The organism is Bifidobacterium actinocoloniiforme DSM 22766 (assembly GCF_001263395.1).
Classification (GTDB): domain Bacteria; phylum Actinomycetota; class Actinomycetes; order Actinomycetales; family Bifidobacteriaceae; genus Bombiscardovia; species Bombiscardovia actinocoloniiformis.
On record NZ_CP011786.1, the window covers coordinates 934,342 to 958,048 of the forward strand.

Genomic DNA, 23,707 nt, shown 5'->3' on the forward strand with positions numbered 1-23,707 from the left:
TATGTCCACATGAATCCATCGATACGCCCCCTGCCCGGCGCCTTAAAGCACGGTCCGCAGGAACTCCTGGAAGCGCCGGCTCTCCGGGTGATCGATGATGTCAGGGCCGCCGCTTTCCACCACGACGCCGCCATCCATGAAGACGACCTGCCCGGCGACCTCCCGGGCGAAGCCTATCTCGTGGGTCACGACGACCATGGTCATGCCCTCAGCCGCCACCTGCTTGATGACAGCCAGCACCTCCCCGACCAGCTCCGGGTCAAGGGCAGAGGTGGGTTCATCAAAGAGCATGATCTCAGGATGCATGGCAAGGGCACGGGCTATCGCCACCCGCTGCTGTTGGCCGCCGGAGAGCTGGGAGGGGTAGTAGTCCAGCCGATCGCCCAGACCTACGCGCTCCAGCTGCTTGATCGCCTCCTCCTTGGCCTGCGCTTTGGGCACATGCCCCACGTGGACCGGAGCCTCCATCACGTTGCCCAGAGCCGTCATGTGCGGGAAGAGGTTGAAACGTTGGAAGACCATGCCGATGCGGGCGCGCTGTCGGGCGATGGCCTTATCGTCCAGACGTTGCAAGCCCTGGCCGTCGGGGCCGATGCGCTTGTAGCCGGTCAGCTCGCCGCCTACGATGATCTCGCCCGCGGTGCGGTCCTCCAACTGGTTGATCAGACGCAAGAGGGTGGATTTGCCCGAGCCGGAAGGACCCAGAATGGCGGTGACGGTGCCCGGCATGACTTCCAAATCAATGCCTTTGAGCACGTGCAGGTCGCCGAAGGCCTTGTGCACGCCCCGGATAATGATGGCCGGCTCCTGGCCAGTCGCCTCCTTTTCCGCGTTCGTATCAGCGCTCATGTTCATTTGCCCGCTCATGCGTTCAACCCCGCCATCATCACTTGATTGACCTTATCCGTCTCCTGCTTGGCCGCCGGATCGACGGCCTCCTTAGCGTCCGGGCCCTTGCGCCCGGCCAACGGCCGCGCGTCGAAGCCCTTGCCGTAGTGCTTCTCCAACTGGGCTTGGATGACCATCAGCACGGAGGTGATCAGCAGGTACCAGATGCAGGCCACGATCAGGAGCGGGATGGTCTTGTAGATGCGGTTGGCGATCGCGTTGGTCGCGAACTGGAGTTCGAGCGTGAACGGCACGGCCAGGGCCAGAGAGGTGGTCTTGAGCATGCCGATGGTCTCGTTGCCGGTGGGCGGCACGATGATGCGCATGGCCTGGGGCAGAACGACCCGCCGCATGATCATCGAACGGGGCATGCCCAGGGCTTGGGCGGCCTCGGTCTGCCCGGTGTCGACCGCCTCGATGCCAGCGCGCACGATTTCGGAGAGGTAAGCGGCTTCGTTAAGACCCAGGCCTAGCACGGTGGCGATCGTGGCGTTGAGCACATCCTGGGTGTTGAAGGAGAGGAACTCCGGGCCGAAAGGGATGCCGATGGCCAGCCTGGGCACCAGAACCGCGAACAGTCCCCAGAAGACCAGCTGGGTGTACACAGGGGTGCCACGGAAGAACCAGATGAAGAACCAGGACACCCAGCGCAGGACAGGGTTGGCCGACTTACGCATGACCGCCAGGATCACGGCAAGGATGGTGGCCAGGACCATCGCGTAGACCGTGAGCAGGAGGGTCCACTTGATCCCATCGAGCACGTGCTCGTTGAACAGGTACTTCCAGACCGTGGGCCAGTCGAAGTTAGGGTTGGTCACCATCCCGTGGATCAGCATGGCCACGAAAACGGCCACGATGACCGCCGCGATGACCGGTCCCGGCCTCCTGACCGGCTTGGCGTGGATCCTCCCTGGAATATCCAGCCTGTCGCCCTTGTCCCGTCCCAACATGCTCGCTCCTTAGCCTCGCATTCGGATCACCGCCGCACGGACCCGGGCGGGCCCACCCCCAGGCCCGCTCGAATCCACGTGGCTCGAATCAGTCCGCCACCTCGGGGTTGACCTCGGCCTTATCCACGGCACCGGACTTGACGCCCCAGTGGTCCATGATCTTGCCGTAGGTGCCATCATCAATCAGCTTCTGCATGGCTTTTTGCGTGGCCTCCACCATCTGCGTATCGCCCTTCTTGAGAGCGATGCCCTGCACGACCACGTCCGAGTCCTTGCCCAGCTGCTCCAGATTGCGGCCGGTCTGCTTAATGGCGTAGCCGGTCACCTGCGAATCGGCGTAGAACACGTCGATCTTGCCGGTCATCACCGCCGTGGCCGCGTCGGTCTGCAACTTAAAGGACTGCACATCGATGGCCTTCTTGCCTTTGGCGGTGCATTCCTTGGAGAGCTTGTCCGCGCCCTGCTCCTCCATCGTGCCCGTCTGCACGCCCACCTTGGAGCCGCACAGGTCGCTGTCCTGGAGTTTCTTGGGATTGCCCTTCTTCACCGCGAAGGCGGTGCCGGCTTTGAAGGATGTGACGAAATCGACGGCCTGCTCCCGCTCCTTGGTGATGGTGAACGAGGAGATGCCAGCGTCGTACTTGGAGCCAATGGAGGGGATGATCGAATCGAAGGAGGCGGAGACCATCTCGGGCTTGAGCCCCATCTCCTGAGCCAGGGCCTTGGACAGGTCCACATCGTACCCAATCGGAGTCTTGCCGTCCTCGTCCACGAATTCCCCCGGCGCGTAAGTGGTCTCCATACCGACCTTAAACTTGCCGTCACCGGCTACGGACTGGGGCACCAGGGAAGCGATCGCGTCGTCTTTCTTGATGCCGGACACGTCGTAAGGCGTGGGGTGGGAGAGAGCCGAGGAGTCCTTGCCGGAACCGCCGGACTTGGAGGGCTCATCGGTGGTGCCGCAGGCGCCCAGGCTGGCCAGGAGCGCCAGGCTGATGACCGCTGCCCCCAAGGCTTTGATTGACTTCATAATCGCGTCCTTTCTCTCGCCGCGGCGACGCCTCGGCCTTCATCCACTAGTACTATTATGCATCAATTTGTATTTTTATGCATCGTGCCCTAGCGAACCTTCCACAGCCCACCCGGGCGAGAGCCCCAAAACCCTGGAACCGCAAAGGAACCAGCGCCTGGCGGCGTTCATCGCAGCCCGGACCTCTCCGGCGTGTCGCGGCTATGTGAATCGCTATGAGCGAGGAGACGGCGCATCCATTGCCGCCGTATGCCATACGAGCAGGCAGACCACGCGGGTCAGGCCCGACCCCTAAGGTTCTTGTAGCGCATGGCCCGCTGAGCCTCGCGTTTGTCTTGCTCCTCGCGCAGAGCCTGGCGCTTGTCGTACTCACGCTTACCGCGCGCCAGGGCTATTTGCACCTTGACCCGCCCATCCTTGAAATACAGGCTCAAGGGGACGATCGTGTAACCCTTGGCATCGATCTGCCGGCTCAGCTTGGCGATCTGCTTAGCGTGGAGCAGGAGCTTACGCTTGCGTTTGGGCGCATGATTGTTCCAGGTGCCGTTAAGGTACTCGGGAATGTTCGCCCCCTCCAGCCAGACCTCGCCGGAGCGGTCAATCGAGACGAAGGCCTCAGCCAAGGAGGCCCTGCCCTCGCGTAGGGACTTGACCTCGGTGCCGGTCAAAGCGATGCCGGCCTCGTACTCGTCCTCGATTGTGTAGTCGTGCCTGGCACGGCGGTTTTGGGCGATCGTCTGAATGCCCGTCTCTTTGGCCATGCGACCCCCTTCCCGCGCCTCTGCCGGATGCGCTGCTCCTTGTGGAATGGCCTTCTCGAACTGGCTTCGACCATAGCACGAGGGCGCCACCCCGGTTGGGATGACGCCCTCGGCTCAGCCAGGCGTACCGCTTAACTTAATAATGCACGTACTGGTAGGCGCCGGCATTGTAGACGATCTCGGAGGCCGGGAACGTGGCGAATCCCGTGCCGCCCTCGGAGATGAGGACCGACCCGTCACCATTCACACGCTCCACCACCGCGACATGGCCGTACTGGGGATCAGCGTTCCAGCTACCGACCCGCTGGCCTTGGGCGAAGACCATGGCCGCTCCCACATGCGGGGTGTTGTTGACCACGTAGCCTAAGCCACGAGCCGTGTTGGCCCAATCCGCGCCATTACCCATATACGAGCCGACGGGCAGGCTCAGCTGAGAGCGCCGCAGGTAGGCCCACAGGGTGCACTGGCGGGGGGGATAGGCGGAACCACCCACGCTGTTGCCCGTGGGGTGCCCGTAGCAGAAGCCCGAGCCGGAGGGGCAGGAACCGGGGACGGCGTAGTTCATGCCAAAGGCGCCACCGCCACCGCCGCCACCACCACCACCGACGGAGGGCGCTGCTCCGCCGCCGCTCTGCTGGGCGCCACCGGAGCCGGGGTTGTACGACCCTGCGCTGGCGTTCTGTATGCTCCACGAGTCAATCTGCGACTGCATGGTCGCGATGTCCGCGGCCTCCCGAGCGGACTGAGAGCTCAGGCTCCCCTTCTGCGCCTCCAGGCTGGCCCTGGCTTGGGCGCCCTGATCGCGCAGCGCCTTGAGCTGGTCCTGCTTGGTCTGGGCGTCCTCAGCCGCCTTCTGGGCCGAGGCGGCCTCCTCGTCGGCCTGCTTCTTCAGGGTGGCTATCTGCTTTTCGATGGCCTCCAAACGGTCCTTGCGGTTCATGGAGGTGTTCATGCTGCCCGCCGCGTCCGAGGCGGCATTCGCCTCGCTTCGGCTGACGGCCGCGTCCGACTGCATTTTGCCCACGAACTCCTGGGTGTTGGAGGACTTGGTCACCAGGTTCATCACATCCGAGGCGTCGGAACCGTGGAAGCCCTTACGGGCCATCTGCGCCACAGCGTCCTTTGCGTCGTCGTAGTCGATCCCGGACTGCTTGATCTTCTCCTCCAGGGCTTGCTTGTCTTTCTTAGCGGCCTCCAGTCGCTCACCGGTCGCCTGGGCCTGGCTCTTGGCCTGCTCGGCGCTCTGCTGGGCCTGGGTCAAGGACTCCTGGGCGGCCGGAATCTCGGTGTTGTTCAGGTTGTTCAAATCCTCAATCTGCTGGGCCAGCTCGGAGGAGACGCCCGCCAACTTGTTCTTCAGGTACTCGTTGGTGTTCACCTTCTGCTGGTATTCGCTCCAGCTGACCGCCTGGGCTTTGGGCGCGTCCACGACCGCGGAGGTCACCGCCCCCGCTAGGAGGGCGCAGCTGGCCAAGGCGAAGCCTACGACCGCCCGCATCCGCTTCATTCGAATCAAGCTTTCACACCCTTCCCTAAACGCGATTCCCTTACTCACTGATAAGCCAACATTCTATGTGAAGACCCTGGAGGGAGCCAGACGGGACCGTGTATTTTCGCGCGACCATCACGTCCGCTCCCCGGCGAACCCCCGTCAAGCCTTCAAATAGCGCCGCAGGGAGACCGTGGAGGCCAGGGCGGAGAGGGCCACCGCGCCAAGAATCAGGGCGGGGGCCATCAGCCAGACCGTGCTCTGGTTGATGTAAGGCATCCACTGGACCGTCTGGGCCAGCCAATCGGTGACGAAGAGCTTAACAATCGCCGACAGGGCGCCCACCGCCAGCAAGGAGCCCAACAACGAGGCGACCATGCCCTCCAAGATGAACGGCATGCGAATCGTCATGTTGGAAGCGCCCACCAGGCGCATGATCTCGGTCTCGTTCCTGCGCGAGGCCGCCGACATGCGGATGGTCGTCCCAGTCAGTAAGATGGCCACCAACACCATGACCGCGGCCAAGACCACGGTCACGACCGTGGCACGGTTCAATATCTTGAAGACCGGATCGAAGATCTGGCGCTGGTCCTGCACCTCCTCCACGCCGTCACGGCCGGAGAGCACCTCCGAGACCACCTGATACTTGGTCGGGTCGGTCAACTTGAGCCGCAGGGAGTCCTGCATATCCGCGGCGGTGAGGGTGCGGCCCTGGTAGACGCCATTCGGATACTGCTTGAGGAAGGTGTCCTTGTAGAAGTCCTCCCGGCTCTCGTAGGAAATCTTGGAGACGGAATCACCCAGCTCGCTGTGGATCGTGTTCTCCATCTGGACGATTTGCGCCTTGGAGGGAGCCTTGCCAGCCGCGCAGGTGGCGGCCTGGGATGCGCCGTCCGGGCATAGCCAGACCACCACCTCCACCTGGGAATACCAGTCGCCCTTGGCTTTGGCGATTTGCGCCTGCATCAGGCCCGAAGCGCCGATGAAAAGGAAGGAGATGAAGGTGACGAGCATGACCGACAAGATCATTGAACCGTTGTGCTTGAGGCTGTCCCAAGTGCCGGACAGTATGAATCGCAGTCTCATGCCTGCTCCCCCTCGCTCTCGGGCCTCTCAGCCGCGGCCCGCGCTTGTTGCTGGATGCCATCCGTCCGCTCATCAGTCCCTTGGGGCTTTTGCGGGGGCACCGGTGGCGCGGCCTTACCTTCCTCGGGAGCATCCGAGGGTCGCTGGGCCTCTTCGGCGGCCTGGGCCTCCTGCGTCGTGGACGCCTCCCCCGCCTCATCGCCTTCAGAGGTTTCCGAAACCTGTGCGGCCTCCACGTCCGCCGCCTGCCCCTGGGCGATTTGCTCCCGGACGGCCTCCTCGTCCAAGCGGAGCCCCTTACCCCAGGTCAGGGTCTCTTCGACCGGGGCGAAGGCTTCACCGTAGCGGCCGGTGCGGCCCGAGTGCACTGAAGAGGCCAAGCGCGCTATGCCGGCATCGCTGAATTGACCGTCGGTCGCCATATCCGCAGCCTGCACTTGCCGTTGCTGCGGCTCCTTGCCGAGCGCGCGCTGGGCCCTGGCCTCCACGTCGGCGTCGGGGAAGAACTTGGCGGAATCGTACGAACCCTGGCGCTCATCGCGTACGATGTGGCCACCGTGCAGTTCCACCACCCGCTTGCGCATGGAGTTGACGATCTCCTCATTGTGGGTGGCCATCACGATTGTGGTGCCCGTGCGGTTGATCGCGTCCAAGACCTCCATGATGCCTAAGGAAGTGGTCGGGTCCAAGTTACCAGTCGGCTCATCGGCCAGCAGGATGCCCGGGTGGTTCACATAAGCGCGGGCCAGGGCCACACGCTGGGCCTCACCGCCTGAGAGCTCGTGCGGGTAGTTGCCCTCCTTGCCGGTCAGTCCGACCGTCTTCAGGACCTGGGGCACCATGGTCTTAATGGTGGAGCGCCTCGCGCCGATCACCTCCAGGGTGAAGGCCACATTCTGCCAGACCGTGCGGTTGGTCAGGAGCTTGTAATCCTGGAAAACGAAGCCTATCGAACGCCGGTAGAGGGGAATTTGGCGGTTCTTCAGACGACGCAAGTCGTTACCGGCAACGCGGATCTCGCCCTCCGTAGCCTCCTCCTCGCGCAGGAGCAGGCGCAGCAAAGTGGTCTTGCCGGAGCCCGAAGCGCCCACGAGGAAGACGAAATCGCCCCGGTCTATCTGCAAGTTCACGCTGTCCAAGGCGGGACGGGTGCCCTTTGGGTAGATCTTGGTCACATCCTTGAGCGAAATCAGCGCCATGCGCTCTCCAATCCTTGCAAAGCTCGAACCCCCCGAACAACCAGCCTAGCGGAGAGGGGCCCAGTCCGCCCCGGACCGCGCCCTTCCTCGCAGAAGCCTCACGCTCCGCCGCCATCTGAAGCCCGGAACTACCTGCCCTCAGCCTCGGCGCGTTCCTGCTGACGCTGCTGGTGGCGCCAACGGATGCCCGCCTCAATGAAACCGTCAATGTCGCCGTCGAAGACCGATTGGGTCTGCGAGGTCTCGTAGCCAGTGCGCAGGTCCTTGACCATCTGGTAAGGGTGAAGCACGTAGGAACGCATCTGGTCGCCCCAGGAGGCCTTTATGTCGCCGGCCAGCTCCTTCTTCTTCCTGGCTTCCTCCTCGTGGCGCAGGACCAGAAGCCGGGATTGGAGCACGGCCATGGCCGCGGCCCGGTTCTGAATCTGACTGCGCTCGTCCTGCATGGTCACCACGATGTTGGTGGGCAAGTGGGTGATGCGCACGGCCGAATACGTGGTGTTGACGCCCTGTCCGCCGGGGCCCGAGGAGCAGTAAGTGTCCACCCGGATGTCCGAGTCGGGGATGTCGATGTGGTCCGTAGGCTCCACGAGCGGGATGACCTCGACCGCGGCGAAGGAGGTTTGCCGGCGGCCCTGGTTGTCGAAGGGCGAGATGCGCACCAGGCGGTGGGTGCCGCCCTCCACCGACAGGCGGCCGTATGCGTAGGGCGCGTCCACCTGGAAGGTCGCGGACTTGATGCCCGCCTCCTCGGCGTAGGACGTGTCCATCACCTTGGTCTTGTAGCCGTGGCGCTCGGCCCAGCGCAGGTACATGCGCATCAGCATCTGGGCCCAGTCGGCCGCGTCCACGCCGCCGGCGCCGGAGCGAATGGTCACCACGGCCGGACGTTCGTCGTACTCGCCGTCCAACAGGGTCTGGATCTCCATGTCCGCCAGGTCCTTGCCGATGGATTCAACCTCGTTCTGCGCCTCGATCAGGGTATCGTGGTCGTTCTCCTCGCGCCCCATCTCCTCCAGGGTCGCCACATCATCCAGCCGGCTGCGGGCAGAGTCCAGCCGTTTCAACTGGCCTTGCAGGGTCGAGAGACGGCTGGTCACCTCCTGGGCGTGCTCCTGGTCGTCCCAAAGCCCGGGGGCGGAAGCCTCCCGCTCCAGCTCGCCGACCCTCGTTCGCAAGGCGTCAGGGTCCAACGCCTTCTCGATCATGTTGTACTTGGCCTGGGCTTCGCTCAAGGCCTGGGAGAAATCAAACTCCGCCATGCTTACCGTCATCCTCCGCTTCGATGCTGTTTGGCTCCGCCGACTCGAAAACTCCCGCCGGTCGTCAAAGGTCGTGCGTGATGGCGGTGATGCCTCGTCTCTTGCGCGTATTCATCGTAAGCCCAGTTTACCTGGAGCCCCTCACAAGCACCGGTTCGGCGAAACGGCCGAACCGGGCATGCATCACTCGTCCCTAGCGGTCAGAATGATCGGGTCGCCCTCGGTGATGGCGATTGTGTGCTCGCTGTGGGCACCTCGGGATCCGTCGACGGAGCGCAAGGTCCAACCATCCTTAGGGTCCTGGAAAATCTCGTCAGTGCCGGCCATGAACCAGGGTTCAATCGCGATCACCAAACCTGGACGCAGTTTGAAGCCGTGGTGGGCGGAGCCGTCGTTCGGCACAATGGGGTCGCCGTGCATGACGTGACCCACCCCGTGGCCGCCGAACTCCACGTTGACGCTGTAACCATTCTCATGCGCCACGTCGCCGACCGCAGCGGAGATGTCGCCCAGACGGTTGCCGGCCCTGGCCTGGCTGATGCCGGCCTCCAGGGCGTCCTGCGTAGCCTTGATCAGGCGCAGGTCCTCCGGGTCCGCGTGCTCGCCGACCACCAGGCTGATGGCTGAATCCCCCACCCAGCCATCCACGCTAATCGCCAAATCCATCGACAGGAGGTCGCCGTCGCGCAGGGAGTAGTCAAAGGGCACGCCGTGCAGGACCGCGTCGTTGACCGACAGGCAAATGTAGTGGCGGAAGGGGCCGGTGCCGAAATCGGGCGCGTAGTCCACGTAGCAGGACTCAGCCCCCCGACGCGACTCGATCTGGCGCTTGACATAGTCATCCAGCTCCAGCAAGTTGACGCCAGGCTTGGCCATCGCTCGCAGGTCCTTCAGGATGGAGCCGACGAACTTGCCAGCGGGCTTCATCTGCTCAATCTCTTGTTTGGTCTTGATCTCAATCACCGTTCATCGGTCCTTTCACAGCGGAGCGTCCCTCCCCACTCTAAGCCCGGGGCTCCCCGTGCGCCAGACTCAGCGCCGGCGACCGAAGGTGAACGCGCGAATCAGGGAGGCGACACCCAGGACGACGAGCGCGCAGGCGCCGAAGATGACAAGGACGACGGTAGAGCCCATCGGGTTGATCAAGATGAAAACGCCGGCGATGATCGAGACTACCGCGCTGAAGATGGCCCAACCCGAGTGGGGCACGGCCCAGGATTCGGCCAGGGTCATGACGCCTTCCATAATCCAGCCGATGCCGACGATCAAGGTGACCAAAACCAACAGAGTGGAAGCGGATACGGTCGTGTTCTTCACAATCACAACGCCGCCAATAGCCAGCAGGGCTCCAATCAGTACGCTCAGCACCCGCCAGCCGCCCGGCAACCCCTGGGCCACGATCGAGGTAATCAGGTGGACAAGGCCGGTGATGATGAAGTAGACGCCCAAGGCCACGGTGAAGACGGTCAGCGTCTTACCTGGCACGATCAGGAGGGCCAGGCCGATGATCAGAGCCACCGCGCCGACAATGCCGAACACGGCCCTGACCAGGTTCACCGACTTGGACGTCAGATCTTCGACGATTAGCCTGAAGGGATCTCGGGACCGCTGAGGCCCTCCGGGCATTTGCTGGTACAGGTCAGGCCCGTATGGCCCCTGGCTCTCGTCATTCATAGTGAATCTCCTCGTACTGTTCCATGGCTGCGTACCATAATCATTCCTAGTGTATGCGTCCGAAAGAGGCGGCAGAAGACTTACGCCGACATTGCGCATGGCGGTAAATTCACGCGCCACAGGCACTTCGAGAGTAAAATGGCCCTCCTTGCAGGCGGCAGGGGCAGGGTTTACGCTTGAACGGTATGGATCATACACAGCGCAAGTCCGGGCTCGACCCGGCATCATTCTCCTCCGTCATCAAGCCCCAGGACGACCTCTTCCGCTTCGTCAACGGCCCCTGGATCGACACCTACGACCTACCCGAGGACCGTTCCCGCTTCGGCTCCTTCGATCAGCTGGCCGAGGACGCCGAAGGCCAGATCCGCGATATCCTGGAAGACCCGGACAGCCCGGCGACCAAGTCGGCCATCATCTACAGCAGCTTTCTGGACACCGACGCAATTGAACGCGCCGGACTCGATCCCATCCGCCCCAGCTTGCGGGCCATCGACGAAGTGGCCGACAAACCGGCATTGACCGCCCTGTTGGGTTCAATGAGCCCGGCTGGCGGCCCCGACCTGTTCGACATGGGCGTCTACGGAGACCCTGGCGACCCCGAGCATAACGTGATTCACATCGCCCAGGGCGGCCTGGGCCTGCCCGATGAAGCCTACTACCGCGAGGACCGCTACGAGCCCATCCGCCAGGCTTACCTGGTCATGGTGGGACGGATGCTCCAACTTGCGGGCTATGCCGCTGACCAGGCGCAGGCGGCCAAGCAGGCGGAGCGTTTCATGGCCTTCGAAACCCGAATCGCAGCGCAGCACTGGGACAATGTCGCCACCCGCGACGAGGACAAGACCTACAACCCCACCACCTTCGCCGACCTGAAGGCGGCCCTGCCCCAATTGGACATCGAGGCCTGGGCCCACGCCTGGCAGGACGCTTATTCAGCCGCCGAAGGCGCCGACACCCAACCGGTGGACCTGCTCGGGGCCTTGGAACACACGATCGTGCACGAGCCCAGCTTCCTCACCGGCCTGGATGCCCTCTGGCGGGACAGCGAACTGGATGACCTGAAGCTATGGGCCCGGGTGCACACGATCATGAGTCAGGCCTCCTACCTGAGCCAGGATTTCGACCAGACCAGCTTCGACTTCTACGGCAAAGTGCTCTCCGGGGCCCAGCGCATGCGGGACCGCTGGAAGCGCGCCGTCTCTCTGGTCAACTCGATCTGCGGCGAGGAGGTGGGCATGGAGTACGTTAAGCGCCACTTCCCCGAATCCTCCAAGACGCGCATGGAGGAGCTGGTCGCCAACCTGATCGACGCTTATCGGGCCTCCATATCCTCTTCCGACTGGCTGGGCGAGCAGACCAAGGCCAAGGCCCTGGATAAGCTCTCCAAATTCGAGCCAAAGATCGGATACACCCGAAAATGGCGCGATTACAGCGCCTTCCGGCCTTCAGCCGAAGCGAGCCTAGCCGAGAACATGCGCCGGGCGTCCCTGTACGAGACCGGCTACGAGCTAAGCAAGGCCGGCCAGCCCGTCGACAAGGACGAATGGCTAATGAACCCGCAGACGGTGAACGCCTACTATGAGCCCTCCCTGAACGTGATCGTCTTCCCCGCAGCCATCCTCCAGCCTCCCTTCTTCGACCCTGAGGCGGATGACGCGGCCAACTACGGCGGCATCGGTTCGGTGATCGGCCACGAGATCGGCCACGGCTTCGACGATCAGGGAAGCAAGTACGACGGCGATGGCCGCCTCAACGACTGGTGGACCGAGCAGGACCGCGCCAACTTCGAGGAGCGCACGGCCAAGCTGATCGCCCAATACAACGGTTACGTCCCCCGCCAGATAGCAGACAAGCACGCGGATGACCCCAGCCAGGCACCACACGTCAACGGCGCCCTGACCATAGGTGAGAACATCGGCGACCTGGGCGGAATGAACATCTCGCTCAAAGCCTACGCATTCGCCTTGCAGGAGGCGGAGGGCCAACCTAGGGACGCCAGCCCGGAGGGCATCAGCGCCGCGCTGGCTGCGGCCCCCCGGATCGATGGCTTCACCGGACTGCAGCGCTTCTTCCTGTCCTACGCCTCGATTTGGCGGTCCAAGGAGCGCGACGAGCTGGCCGAGCAGTACCTGCAAATCGACCCGCACGCTCCGGCCGAGTTCCGCACCAACGGCATCGCCTCGAACGTCGACAAGTTCTATGAGGCGTTCGGCGTAAGCGAGGGGGACGGCATGTGGCGCGCCCCTGACCAGCGGGTCAGCATCTGGTGACCCAATGACGAATCGGCGCGGGCGGTCCCACTGGCTTGTGGCGGCTGCCTGCGCACGGTCGTCATGGACGAGCAGGCGACGGTCGACGGGCGACGGCCTAAAAAGGGTCCATGACCAGCGGCGGCGGGCTGTCCACCTGCTCGCCCGGATCAGCGGACGGGCTTTGCTTGAATGGATCCCCGGGTAGCGAGTTGGATGGCTCCACCGGGGTTCCTTCTATCCCGCTGACCTACCACCGCCGCCACTGCCGGCGCGCTTGCGCCTGCAGGATGATTGGGCTGGCCTCCCTCCATGCCCCGCGTCCCCCTGGCGGACGACGAACCGACTTTCACCCGCTGGAAGATGGAGACCCCCAAGTTCAGGTCGTGCCCCACGCCGTCCGCCTCTAGGACGAGGGACGAGCGCTTCTGCCCGTCCTTGACCCACTCCTCGGTGGACACCGATCCCGTCACCAGAACCGGGTCGCCCTTGCGCACCGATTGAAGCACGTTGTTAGCCAGGGATTTAAAAGCCTTGACCGTAATCCACGTAGTGGGAAACTCGCGCCAGGCTTGGGTCCTGGCATCGTAGAAACCGTCGGTCGACCCCAGGCGGAAGGTGCACACCGGCGTGCCGCCCTCCTGCCCCACCCGCGTGGGGTCCTTGCCCACGAATCCCGCTATCGTCATCCTCGTCTGGTGCATGGCCATGCCTGCTGCCCTCCTGAATCCTATGGTCGATGGTCCTTCCCCGCCCACCCGAAGCGGCCGAGTGTGGACCGCAGGCCCTGACCGGTCGACGGACAGCGTCTGCGCTCACCTCCGCCCGACGCCGCCAGCCCCATACGGCCCAAGGCCTGCGGTGCTCCCATCATGCTCCGCAGCGTCCGTTCAAGCTGGCGATTCCCGGCCTTGTGGTCGAATGTGGCTCCCGCCAAGCCGATGTGGATAACCGATCGTGGATAAATCTTCTGAAGGCGCAGGTCAGCTGCGCCGCTTAAACTAAGGCTGCATCAGCCGCTCAAGCCAGCAGAGAGGACCTTACATGGCCTACACGTTCATCTCGTGGAACATCGACTCCTTGAACGCGGCCCTGGCTGGTTCCAGCGAGCGCTCAGCCCTGTCCCGGCAGGTCGTGGAGGGGGTGGAGGCCGCCCAACCCGACGTTTTCGCCATCCAGGAGACGAAGCTCAACAGCGGTCAGGCCAAGAAGACCGATGCCTTGATCGAGCAGCTCCGCAGCCGCTTCCCCGAGTATGAAGTGGTGTATAACACCTCTGAACCTCCGGCGCGCAAAGGCTATGCGGGCACGATGATGCTCTACAAGCGCTCCCTGCCTTCGCCGGACGTGGACCGCCCTCAAATCGGCGCCCCGGATACGATGGATAGCGAGGGCCGCATACTCACGCTGGAATTCCCTGATTTCTTCGTCGTCACGGTTTACACGCCCAATTCGGGAAACGGCCTGGTACGGCTCAAAGCGCGGCAGGTCTGGGACGAGCGCTTCCGCGACTACATCCACCAGCTCGACAAGCGCCTGCCGGTCTTCGTTGGTGGTGACTTCAACGTGGCCCACGAGGAGATTGACCTGGCCAACCCCCAGACCAACCACCACTCGGCAGGCTTCACCGACGAGGAGCGCGCCGACTTCACCCAGCTCCTGGACGCTGGCTTCACCGATTCCTTCCGCGAGCTCCACGGCGATGCGGCCCCCACCTTCCGCGACGGCGACTCCGAGCGCTCCATCTACACCTGGTTCGCCCAGCGCGTCCCCACCGCCAAGGCCCACAACTCGGGCTGGAGAATCGACTACTGGCTGGCCTCCAACCGAGTCGCCGACTCGATCACCGCCTGCCACCCACTGGACACCGGCACCCGCCAGGACCACCTCCCCCTAGAGCTCACCGTCAATCTCTGATGCGGCGCGCGACCGCTGCTCCTCTTGAGTGATTCTGACTATGAACAGCACGCGCCACCGACGAGTCTTGGCATCGTATATGCCCGGGCGCGTCATAGTCTGCGCAACTCGATTCCCGGCGCACAGGGCAAGCGGACCGTGGCGCATGAGAAAACAAAATGGCAGACCACTCTCAAGAGCAATCTGCCATAGGATGGGCTTCCATAACTGGGAACTAGGCTAAAGCGGCTACCCTCTCAGCGATGGTTTGGGCGGCTTCGGCGGCTGGGACGGCGACTGAGTCGGAGCCGTCGCGGTTGCGGATTTCGACGGTGCCGTTGGACATGGTGTCGCGGCCCACGATGGCGACCAGGGGGACGCCAATCAACTCGGAGTCCTTGAATTTGACGCCCGGAGAGACCTTGGGCCGGTCATCGTAGAGCACCTCGATGCCTTGCGACTCCAGCTCGGCCACCAACCGATCGGCCTTCTCGAAGACCTCGGCCTGCTTACCGGTGGCCAGCACATGCACCTGGGCGGGCGCCACAGCGGCGGGCCATGCCAGGCCGTGCTCGTCGTGGTGGGATTCGGCAATGCAAGCCAGGGCCCGGGAGACGCCGATGCCGTAGCAGCCCATCCACACCGGGACGGCCTTACCGTTCTGGTCCAGGACCTTCAGATCCAAGGCGTTCGAATACTTGAGCCCCAGCTGGAAGACCTGGCCAATCTCCACGCCACGCTCAAAGCTCAGTGGGCCGGAACCATCCGGGCTCATGTCGCCCTGTCGCACCTCGACCGCCTCAACCGTGCCGTCAGCCTCGAAATCGCGCCCGTACACAGCGTTGAAGACGTGCAAGCCCTCCTGGTCGGCCCCGGTGATCCAGGCGGAGCCGCGGGCCACATGGGCATCCATCAGGTAGTGCACCGGCTCGGCGATGCCTTCCTTCTCCTCCGCCTGCGGACCCAGCACTCGCGGACCGATATAGCCCTTGACGAACTCAGGATGCGCTTTCAGGTCGTCCTCGTTGGCTTCCTCGATCTCCGCCGGCGCGAACTGGGCTTCCAAGCGCTTCATATCCACCTGTCGGTCGCCGGGCAGGCCAATGGCCACCAGTTCGCGCCAGGGCCGCTCATGCTCGTCATCCTCGGCGTGCTTGACCGCGATGATGAGGTTCTTCAAGGTATCGGCGGCGGTCCACTGGCGGCCATCCTGGCGCGGGTGCAGCGCGTTGGCCTGGTCCACCAGCTTTTCAATGGTCTTCGAGTCAGGTGTCTCCAGGGCCTCCATAGCGGCGGTTGCGGAGCAATCGACATCCTCCACGGCCGGCGTGGTCAATGCTTCCACGTTCCAGGCCTTGCCGGAGGGGGCGAGCGCGAACGTGTCCTCGCCAATGGCCAGCGGCGCCAGGAACTCCTCGGACTCGGAGCCCCCCATAGGCCCGGAGACCGCGCGGACGATGACGTAGTTAAGACCCAGCCGCTGGAAGATGCGCTCGTAGGCGGCGCGCTCGTCCTGGTAGGCCTGCTTCAAACCATCCTCGTCAATGGTGAAGGAATATGCGTCCTTCATGATGAACTCGCGCCCACGCACCAGACCGGCCCGCGGTCGGAACTCGTCACGGTACTTGGTCTGGATCTGGTAGAGGGTGACGGGCAGGTCCTTGTAGGACGAGTACATGTCCTTGACCAGGAGGGTGAACATCTCCTCGTGTGTGGGAGCCAACAGGTAGTCGGCCCCATGCCTGTCCTTCAGCCGGAAGATGTTGTCGCCGTACTCCTCCCAGCGATGGGTGGCTTCGTAGGGCTCGCGCGGAAGCAGGGCCGGGAAGTGCACCTCCTGGGCGCCGATGCCGTCGATCTCCTCGCGGACGATGGCCTCGACCTTGTTCAACACGCGCAGGCCCAACGGGAGCCAGGTCCAGATGCCGGGCGCGGCCTTGCGAATGTAGCCCGCCCTTTGCAGGAGCCGGGCCGAATCCACGTCGGCATCCGCCGGATCCTCACGAAGGGTGCGCAAAAAGAGGGTTGACATACGTAATGCAGTGGCTTTCATAAGCCTCAGAATATGCGCTTTCAGCGACAAGACCGGCGGTCAGACAGGCCGCGGATTTCGATTCCTCCCACCAGGACGGAGGCAGTCCGCTCAGGCCACAAGCGATGCTCTAGGACGGGGAAGGGAGGGGTGCCCCCATGTCTGTGGCGCGGATGGGCCTAGCGCAGCACCTTGTGCAGGGGACCATCCAATCTCAACTTTCATCCACCTTGGCGCCAGGGTGGGGGATGCGTGCAGCGTATGAGACCCACCGATTCCGGGCCAAATGCTGATCCGAGACGGACTGAACCGGTAGGGGTCACCGTGTGGGCCCCGCCCCCAACCGTCCGTTGAGGACGGCACCACCGCGCGGCTGGACCGATGCGCCCGACCCTGCTATCCCAGACCCCGGAAAACCCCCAGAGAACCAAGGAGAGGAATTGGGCGAAGCCGTTTAGAAGAGCGCGTCCTGGCCGAATTCATCCTCCTCTTGGCCTATCGCTTGCTTGGCGAAGGAGCCCGAACCCTCGTCGGCCAGGCGTGAACAGGCGATTTGGGAGTTGGCTCGCAGCTCGGAATCAAGGATAACGGCCTCGGGCGAAACCAGGAAGGCGTGCTCGTTGATGCCGTCCAGGTAGAGCCCGTCCAAGGCCTCCACGCGGGAGAGGGCCACGTAACCCATGCCCGGGGCGAAGGTGCGGCGCAGGTCCATGACGGCACGATCCAGGGTCATGCCCTGGGACTTGTGGATGGTGATGGCCCAGGCGCAGCGCAGGGGCACCTGGTTGACCGCCGCCAGCACAGTCTCACCGTCCATCATCTCCCAAGCCGCAGGTTTCATCGTGACGGTATTGCCGTTCTCGAAGGCGACGATCGGCCAGCCGCCCTTGGCCAGGGGCGCGAAACCACAGACCGTGCCGATTGAACCGTTGACATACTGGTGGTCCTGGTCGTTGCGCAGGGCCATGACGGCAGCGCCTGTTTTGAGCTGGAGCCTTTCGGGGGCCAGCATATTCTTCTTGAGCCGTTCCACCAGTCGGGGCTCCCCGGTCTGCGTGGAGGCGTATTCGTGGGGTTCCTCGGTGATTTGCGCCAAGCGCAGGTCGTTCAACGTGTCGGCCTGGCGGTTGACGGGGAAAAGGTGGACGGCCACCTGGCCTGGCTGGGGCTGGATGCCGATGCGGCCGGAGAGCACGTCATGGTCCTCCTGGCTGACCGAACCTTCGCGGATGTCGGTCAGGACGGTCAGCAGTTGGCCGTCATCCTGGCGGTGCTGCTCGGTCAGGTAGCAGGTCACAGGCTCCAGCTCATCCCAGACCAAGGATTCCGTCACGAAACCCTCCGGGTCCTTGCCCGCCTGGGCGTAGGCGGCCCGGGAGGTTTGGAACTCGGGACTGGCAGCGACCAGGTCATTATCGCGCACGGAGCGGGACACTGGCGGTAATTGGAAGAAATCGCCCGAAAGCACCACTTGGATGCCGCCGAAGGGCTCAGGGCTGTGGCGCACAGCCCGGCAGGCCTGGTCCACCATGTCGAAAAGCCAGGCGTGCATCATCGAAACCTCGTCAATGACCAGGATGTCAGCGGAACTGATTTGCCGCTTGCGCCGGCTCCTGATCCGCTTGAGCAAGCCGTCGGTCATGACCTTGGATATGCCCACGCCGGACCAGGAGTGGATGGTTTGCCCATTGATATGCGTCGCGGCGATGCCAGTCGAGGCGGTGACGGCCACCTTGGCCCCCCGTCGGCGGGCTCGGGCGATGAATTCGTTGAGCACGTAGGTCTTGCCTGCGCCGGGAGCGCCGGTTATGAAGACGTTGGCGCCCGCGTCCAGGATGGTCAGGGCTTCGGATTGCTGCATGATTCCATGCTCCCTCGCAGGCGGTACAGGCCGCGCCCGGCTCTAATAGTCCTTTTTTTGCGGGGTGGCGGTGTCCTCCACAGGCTGGCCTTGGGCCTCATAAGCGCGCAGGAGGGAGGTATCCTCCACCCGCCTGGCGCCGACCTTCGCGGCCTGGGCGTCCGGTCCGGGAGCGGGGGCGAAGAACATGTCCCTGTAGTAGCGCAGCTCGTCGGCCGATTCGATGATGTCGGCCAAGGCACGGTGGCCACCGTGCTTGGCGGGCTTATTCTCGTACACCGCCGGATACCAGCGACGCGCCAGCTCCTTCAAGGTGGACACATCAATGACCCTGTAATGCAGGAGGTCCATCAGGTCGGGCATGTAGCGGTTCAGGAACTTCTTGTCCGAACCCACGGAGTTGCCAGCCAAGTGGGCCTTGCCCCGCTTCGGCAGGAAACGCTTGACGTAATCCACGACTTGCCGTTGGGCCTCCTCCAGGCTCAGGCCTTCACGGTTCCATTCATCAATCAGGCCGGAGGAGGTGTGCATCCGGCGCACGAAATCACCCATGTGGCTCACGGCGGCGTCGGAGGGCTTAATCACCAAATCAATGCCTTTGTCCAGCACGTTCAGGTTGAAGTCCGTGGGCACGACCGACACCTCGCACAACTCGTCATGGAAGATGTCCAATCCGGTCATCTCGCAGTCGATCCAAATCATCCTCGACTCTTCCGGGGTGAAGGTCACATCGCTCGTATCGCTCATCCGTCCGTTTCCTTCCGCTGCTTCCATGGCTCAGGTCCGGCGCGGGAGGCCAAGCCCCGCGCCGAACCCATCAGCTTACCGTCCAAGGGCGACCGGTCTCAGGCCGCCCGCCGCCCTCAGTCGTGGAAACCGGAGTAGTTGGGGGCTTCCTTGGTCATCACGATGTCGTGAGGGTGGGACTCGCGCAGGCCCGCATCGGTGATGCGGATGAAGCGGCCCTTCTCCTGAAGCTCTGGAATGGTGCGGGCGCCGGTATAGAACATGGTCTGGTGCAGGCCGCCTACCAGCTCGTAAAGCACGTAGTTGAGCGGTCCACGGAAGGGCACCTCGCCTTCCACGCCTTCGGGCACCACTTTGTCGGACGAGCTGACATCCGCCTGGAAGTAGCGATCCTTGGAGTAGGACTTCTTGCCGCGCGGCGCCATAGCGCCCAAGGAGCCCATGCCCCGGTAGATCTTGTACTGCTTACCGTGCAGAAGGACTTTCTCTCCCGGTGCCTCGGCCGTCCCCGCCAACAGGCCGCCCAGCATGACGGTGTCGCCGCCGGCGACGATCGCCTTGGCTATGTCACCCGAGTAGTGAATGCCGCCATCGGCCACCAACGGCACACCAGCGGGCTTGCAAGCCAGGGAGGCGTCGTAGACGGCGGTCAGCTGGGGCACGCCGACACCGGCCACCACGCGGGTGGTGCAAATCGAGCCAGGGCCCACGCCCACCTTGACCGCGTCGACGCCAGCGTCGATCAGGGCTTGCGCCCCTTCGCGCGTGGCGATGTTGCCACCGATCACATCCACCCCGTCGAAGGCGCTATCGGACTTGATCCGTCGAATCATATCCAGCATGAGCTTGGCGTGCCCGTGGGCCGTATCCACGACCAGCACGTCCACGCCAGCGTCGCGCAAAGCGCAAATCCGCTCCCAGGCGTCCCCGAAGAAGCCGACCGCCGCAGCCACACGCAGGCGGCCGCGCTCATCCTTGGTGGCGTCCGGGTACTGCTCGGTCTTGACGAAATCCTTGACGGTGATCAGACCAGCCAGACGCCCCGCGCCGTCGACCAGAGGCAGCTTCTCCACCTTGTACTTGGCCAGGATCCGGTGGGCATCCTCCTTAGTGATGTCGGCCGGGCCGGTAATCAGCCCCTCCTTGGTCATCACATCACTCACCCGCAGGCGGTTGTAATCCTGAGGCTCCACGAAGCGCATGTCTCGGTTGGTGATGATACCGACCAGCCGCTGGTCTTCGTCCACGACCGGCAGGCCGGAGACCCGGTAGGTGGAGCAGAGCTTATCCAGCTCGGCCAAGGTGGCGTCAGGGGTCACGGTCAGCGGATCGGAAATCATTCCCGACTCGGAACGCTTGACGATGTCCACTTGATTGGCTTGATCCTTGATGCTCAAATTGCGGTGGAGGACACCGATGCCGCCGTTGCGTGCCATAGCGATCGCCATGGGCGCCTCGGTCACGGTGTCCATGGCCGCCGACAAAATCGGCGACTTCATCGTGATGCGACGGGTCAGGTGAGTGGTGGTGTCCACTTCGGAGGGGATGACATCCGACTCATTCGGCAGCAAAAGGACATCATCATAGGCCAAGCCAAGTTTTTCGAACTTAGGGGGCACAGGCTGGTAGATGGACTGATCTGGGGAAGAATGCTCAGTAGACATAACAACATGATACAGACTGCCGCAGACGTGGGATGGGCCCGCAAACCCTACTGCCGGGCCCTCCCCTGCCCGCTTCCTCCTGCGCTTGGCCCCTGCTGGGCGCGCCTGGCTTCGGCCAGTTGCGCGTTCTCCTGGCGCAATTCAGGCAGCCTTCGCAAATAGTAGGGGAAGAGGGTCGCGATGGTCAGCAAGGCGGCCGCGACTGCCAGACCCAGCATCGCGTAGCGCACCGGCACGAACAGGATGGTCAGCGAGCCGAAGGAGAAGAGCGCCGCCCAACCCCAGAGGATCAGCACCGCCGACTGGACTGAGTGGCCGATCCTGAGCATCCGGTGATGCAAGTGCATGCGGTCGGGGTGCATAGGCGACTGGCCCTTGCTCAAGCGGCGGACGATGGCCAGGCACATGTCGAGCACCGGCAGGAAGAGCACCAGGATCGGCAGGAGGATGGGCATGAAAGCAGGCAAGTATATCGAAGTGTGGATGGTGGCCGGGTCCAGGCGGCCGGTGACCACAATCGAGGCGCAGGTAATCAAGTAGCCCAGGAGCATGGAGCCCGAATCGCCCATGAAAAGCTTAGCCGGATGCCAATTATGCAGCAGGAAGCCCACGCAAATGCCCACGAGGGCCACGTCGATCAGGGTGGCCATCGAGGCGTAGGAGGGCGAGAAGCGGGAGATGACATAGGAGTAGATGGCGAAAGCGATGCCGCCTATGGCTACGATGCCCGAGGACAAGCCGTCCAAGCCGTCCACGAAGTTGACCGCATTGATCGAGGCGACGATCAGGAAGGCCGTGATGGCCATCGACAGCGAGGGCGAGGCGGTAACCAGTGAGCCCAAGGGCAGGGAGATGATTTGCAACCCGCCCCAGGAGACGAAGACCGAGACCAGAAGCTGGCCTGCCAGCTTCAGCATCCAGTCCAAATCCCACAAGTCGTCCGCCATGCCCAAGAGGCATATGGCCACCGCTCCGCCCAGGACCACCCAGGCCTGGTGGCCCGTCTTGAACAAGCCCGATATGAACGGGATGCGCGCGGCGAAGAACATGGCCGTGGCGAACCCCAGCAGCATGGCCAGGCCCCCCATTCGCGGGGTGGGGACCGTGTGCACGTCGCGGGCCCGGACCTCTCCCACCGCGCCGATCCTGATGGCCAGATGCCGCACTAATGGCGTCAGAAGCCAGGTGGCGCCGCCTGCGATGGCGGCGATGAACAGGTAGACCCTCATCCTCGCCCGCCTTGCCTGCCCATGCCTAGGGCCTCGAAAATCCGATCGGAGCCGATGGCACCTTGCCTCAGGATGGTCACGCCACCGGGTTGGTCAGGTTGGACCGCGACAACCGTCGAGGGGGTTGGGCCCTTGGTGGATCCGCCGTCCAAGTAGAGCGCGACCCGGTCCCCCAACTGGTCGTAGGCCTCCTGGACGCTCTGGACGCTGGGATGACCGGAGATGTTAGCCGAGGACGCGGCAAGGGGCCCAGCCGCGGCGAGGGCAGCCCGGCAGTCGTCGCTGTCGGGCACGCGAACGGCCTGGGTGAGGCCAGCGGCCTCCTGGCGCAAGGTCTTGAGCCGGCAGTCGGGCCTGGCCAGGCAAATGGGAGAGAAGGCACCAGGCAGGAAACGGCTGGACAGGCGGGCCAAGGAATCAGGCAGGTCCAGCCCCAGCTGGTCGATGGCGGCCACTGAGGGCAAAAGGACCTGCAGGGACTTGCTCCTGGGCCGCTCCTTGGCGGCGAAGAGGGTGTCGATGGCCGCATCGCTGTATGGGTCACAGACGATGCCATAAACCGTGTCGGTGGGGATGACCGCCAGGCCACCGGAACGGATCACCCGCCTGAGTTCAGCCAGGGAATCCTGATTGATGGCCGCTATCACGCCCATGCGCTCCCGCCTCTCCGTCCTCGAACCCGAACACTAGGCGCACCCGGGGGCGCACCATTCACCACCCTATTGTGCCCCAAGGCCTATGCAAAGGGCGCGCCCTACCCGCGCTCAGGGATCACGTCCAGCAGGGCCCCGCCAGGCGAAGCGGCTCGTTCATGCGGTGAAAGCGGGGACCGCCGCCCCTTTGTAGATGCTGTTGATCGTGTCGGCCACAGCCTTGGTGTGATAGGCGGCGACGACCTTACGCAGGACCGGGTCGTCCTTGCGATCGGCGTTGGCCACGATGATATTCACGTAAGGGTGGTTGGCTGGGTCCTTCAAATCGTAGGGCACTTGAAAGATCGCATCGGTCACTTTCATCCCCGCGTCGACCACGAAGTTGGCGTTGACGACACCGCCGCCGTAGTCAGGCAAGAGGTTGATGATGCCAGCCGGATCGGTCTGTTCGATCGTCAGGTGCTTAGGGTTGTCGCGCACATCCTCGGGCACCGGCGTTGTGGTGTTGGGGTCGCGTAGGGTAATCAGCCCGGCCCGTTCCAGGACTTTCAGGGCCCGCCCCATGTTCGTGGCGTTGTTGGGAATCGCCACCTTGGCGCCTTCAGGTATGTCGCTGACTCGCTTGTACCGCTTGGAGTACAGGTTCATCGGCGAGATGTAGGTGTCGCCCAAGACGGCCAGATGGTAGCCGTTGGTCTTGGAATCGTTCTCCAGGAAGGCGTAGTGCTGGGCCGCGTTCAGGTCCACTTCGCGGTTGTTCAGGGCCTGGTTTACATAGATGGCGTCTTGGAAGGGCTTGAGGGTGACGTGAATCTTGTCGCCCCTGCGGTCCATCTCAGCTTGGACGGCCTTCCAAATCTGGTCGTCGGACGACCCGATCACCGCGATCTTGACCTCGGTCTCGTCCTGGCCGCCCCCGTGCAGGCGGTAGGAGACCCCGCAGACGGCGACCAGGGCCACCACGATCAGGGCCGACAGGACCGCCAGCTCCACCTTGGCCTTGCGCTTGCCGCGCGCCGACTTGACTGTTCCCACGA

20 protein-coding genes are annotated in these 23,707 nt (G+C 63.6%); 2 read left to right on the plus strand and 18 right to left on the minus strand.

Going from position 1 to position 23,707, the window contains the following annotated elements; all coding sequences use genetic code 11:
• Positions 1–42: 42 nt before the first annotated feature.
• From AB656_RS03735 to AB656_RS03780, 10 genes are all read right to left on the minus strand, one after another.
• Entirely contained in the window at positions 43–855 is an 813-nt protein-coding gene (locus tag AB656_RS03735) for an amino acid ABC transporter ATP-binding protein (protein ID WP_033504825.1), read from the minus strand.
• An 8-nt stretch (positions 856–863) separates the two neighbouring features.
• Positions 864–1,838: an amino acid ABC transporter permease gene (locus AB656_RS03740; RefSeq protein WP_033504817.1), complete on the minus strand. Its 975-nt coding sequence runs from the start codon at positions 1,836–1,838 to the stop codon at positions 864–866.
• An 88-nt stretch (positions 1,839–1,926) separates the two neighbouring features.
• Positions 1,927–2,868 (minus strand): ABC transporter substrate-binding protein, encoded by a 942-nt coding sequence (locus tag AB656_RS03745; RefSeq protein WP_033504816.1) that lies wholly within the window; start codon positions 2,866–2,868, stop codon positions 1,927–1,929.
• Positions 2,869–3,146: 278 nt separating this feature from the next.
• On the minus strand, positions 3,147–3,629 hold the full coding sequence (gene smpB / locus AB656_RS03750) for an SsrA-binding protein SmpB (RefSeq protein WP_033504815.1): 483 nt from the start codon (positions 3,627–3,629) through the stop codon (positions 3,147–3,149).
• 136 nt (positions 3,630–3,765) lie between these two features.
• On the minus strand, positions 3,766–5,136 hold the full coding sequence (locus tag AB656_RS03755; protein WP_033504814.1) for a CHAP domain-containing protein: 1,371 nt from the start codon (positions 5,134–5,136) through the stop codon (positions 3,766–3,768).
• Between the two features lie 144 nt (positions 5,137–5,280).
• Entirely contained in the window at positions 5,281–6,204 is a 924-nt protein-coding gene (ftsX, locus tag AB656_RS03760) for a permease-like cell division protein FtsX (protein ID WP_033504813.1), read from the minus strand.
• Positions 6,201–7,403 carry a cell division ATP-binding protein FtsE gene (gene ftsE, locus AB656_RS03765; protein WP_033504812.1) on the minus strand — a complete coding sequence of 401 codons (1,203 nt, stop codon included), beginning with the start codon at positions 7,401–7,403 and terminating at the stop codon, positions 6,201–6,203. The genes ftsX and ftsE overlap by 4 nt, the downstream gene beginning before the upstream one ends.
• Positions 7,404–7,531: 128 nt before the next feature.
• On the minus strand, positions 7,532–8,665 hold the full coding sequence (gene prfB, locus AB656_RS03770) for a peptide chain release factor 2 (protein WP_033504811.1): 1,134 nt from the start codon (positions 8,663–8,665) through the stop codon (positions 7,532–7,534).
• A gap of 183 nt (positions 8,666–8,848) precedes the next feature.
• On the minus strand, positions 8,849–9,628 hold the full coding sequence (gene map, locus AB656_RS03775) for a type I methionyl aminopeptidase (RefSeq protein ID WP_033504810.1): 780 nt from the start codon (positions 9,626–9,628) through the stop codon (positions 8,849–8,851).
• A 69-nt stretch (positions 9,629–9,697) separates the two neighbouring features.
• Complete coding sequence (locus tag AB656_RS03780) at positions 9,698–10,339, minus strand: HdeD family acid-resistance protein (RefSeq protein ID WP_144418925.1); 642 nt, start codon at positions 10,337–10,339, stop codon at positions 9,698–9,700.
• 185 nt (positions 10,340–10,524) lie between these two features.
• Between AB656_RS03780 and AB656_RS03785 the strand changes: the two genes are divergently transcribed.
• Positions 10,525–12,609 carry a M13 family metallopeptidase gene (locus AB656_RS03785; RefSeq protein ID WP_033504809.1) on the plus strand — a complete coding sequence of 695 codons (2,085 nt, stop codon included), beginning with the start codon at positions 10,525–10,527 and terminating at the stop codon, positions 12,607–12,609.
• A 149-nt stretch (positions 12,610–12,758) separates the two neighbouring features.
• Here the strand turns inward: AB656_RS03785 and AB656_RS03790 are convergent, their stop codons facing one another.
• On the minus strand, positions 12,759–13,298 hold the full coding sequence (locus tag AB656_RS03790) for a single-stranded DNA-binding protein (protein ID WP_051905315.1): 540 nt from the start codon (positions 13,296–13,298) through the stop codon (positions 12,759–12,761).
• 334 nt (positions 13,299–13,632) lie between these two features.
• On the opposite strand from AB656_RS03790, the gene AB656_RS03795 reads away from it, so the two are divergent.
• On the plus strand, positions 13,633–14,505 hold the full coding sequence (locus AB656_RS03795) for an exodeoxyribonuclease III (protein ID WP_033504808.1): 873 nt from the start codon (positions 13,633–13,635) through the stop codon (positions 14,503–14,505).
• 214 nt (positions 14,506–14,719) lie between these two features.
• Here the strand turns inward: AB656_RS03795 and AB656_RS03800 are convergent, their stop codons facing one another.
• The 7 genes from AB656_RS03800 to AB656_RS03830 all read right to left on the minus strand — a co-directional run bounded on the left by AB656_RS03800 (position 14,720) and on the right by AB656_RS03830 (position 23,705).
• On the minus strand, positions 14,720–16,537 hold the full coding sequence (locus tag AB656_RS03800) for a proline--tRNA ligase (protein WP_144418926.1): 1,818 nt from the start codon (positions 16,535–16,537) through the stop codon (positions 14,720–14,722).
• Positions 16,538–16,970: 433 nt separating this feature from the next.
• The gene (locus AB656_RS03805) at positions 16,971–18,377 is read right to left on the minus strand and encodes a PIF1 family DEAD/DEAH box helicase (protein WP_033504806.1); all 1,407 of its coding nucleotides are present in this window, start codon (positions 18,375–18,377) and stop codon (positions 16,971–16,973) included.
• Positions 18,378–18,419: 42 nt separating this feature from the next.
• Positions 18,420–19,124 (minus strand): oligoribonuclease, encoded by a 705-nt coding sequence (gene orn, locus AB656_RS03810; RefSeq protein WP_033504805.1) that lies wholly within the window; start codon positions 19,122–19,124, stop codon positions 18,420–18,422.
• 116 nt (positions 19,125–19,240) lie between these two features.
• Positions 19,241–20,788: an IMP dehydrogenase gene (guaB, locus tag AB656_RS03815; RefSeq protein ID WP_033504804.1), complete on the minus strand. Its 1,548-nt coding sequence runs from the start codon at positions 20,786–20,788 to the stop codon at positions 19,241–19,243.
• Positions 20,789–20,835: 47 nt separating this feature from the next.
• The gene (locus tag AB656_RS03820) at positions 20,836–22,017 is read right to left on the minus strand and encodes an MraY family glycosyltransferase (protein ID WP_033504803.1); all 1,182 of its coding nucleotides are present in this window, start codon (positions 22,015–22,017) and stop codon (positions 20,836–20,838) included.
• Complete coding sequence (locus tag AB656_RS03825; RefSeq protein ID WP_033504802.1) at positions 22,014–22,670, minus strand: L-threonylcarbamoyladenylate synthase; 657 nt, start codon at positions 22,668–22,670, stop codon at positions 22,014–22,016. Before AB656_RS03825 ends, AB656_RS03820 begins: the two co-directional genes overlap by 4 nt.
• A 156-nt stretch (positions 22,671–22,826) precedes the next feature.
• Positions 22,827–23,705 carry a MetQ/NlpA family ABC transporter substrate-binding protein gene (locus tag AB656_RS03830; protein ID WP_033504801.1) on the minus strand — a complete coding sequence of 293 codons (879 nt, stop codon included), beginning with the start codon at positions 23,703–23,705 and terminating at the stop codon, positions 22,827–22,829.
• Between the last annotated feature and the right edge of the window lie 2 nt (positions 23,706–23,707).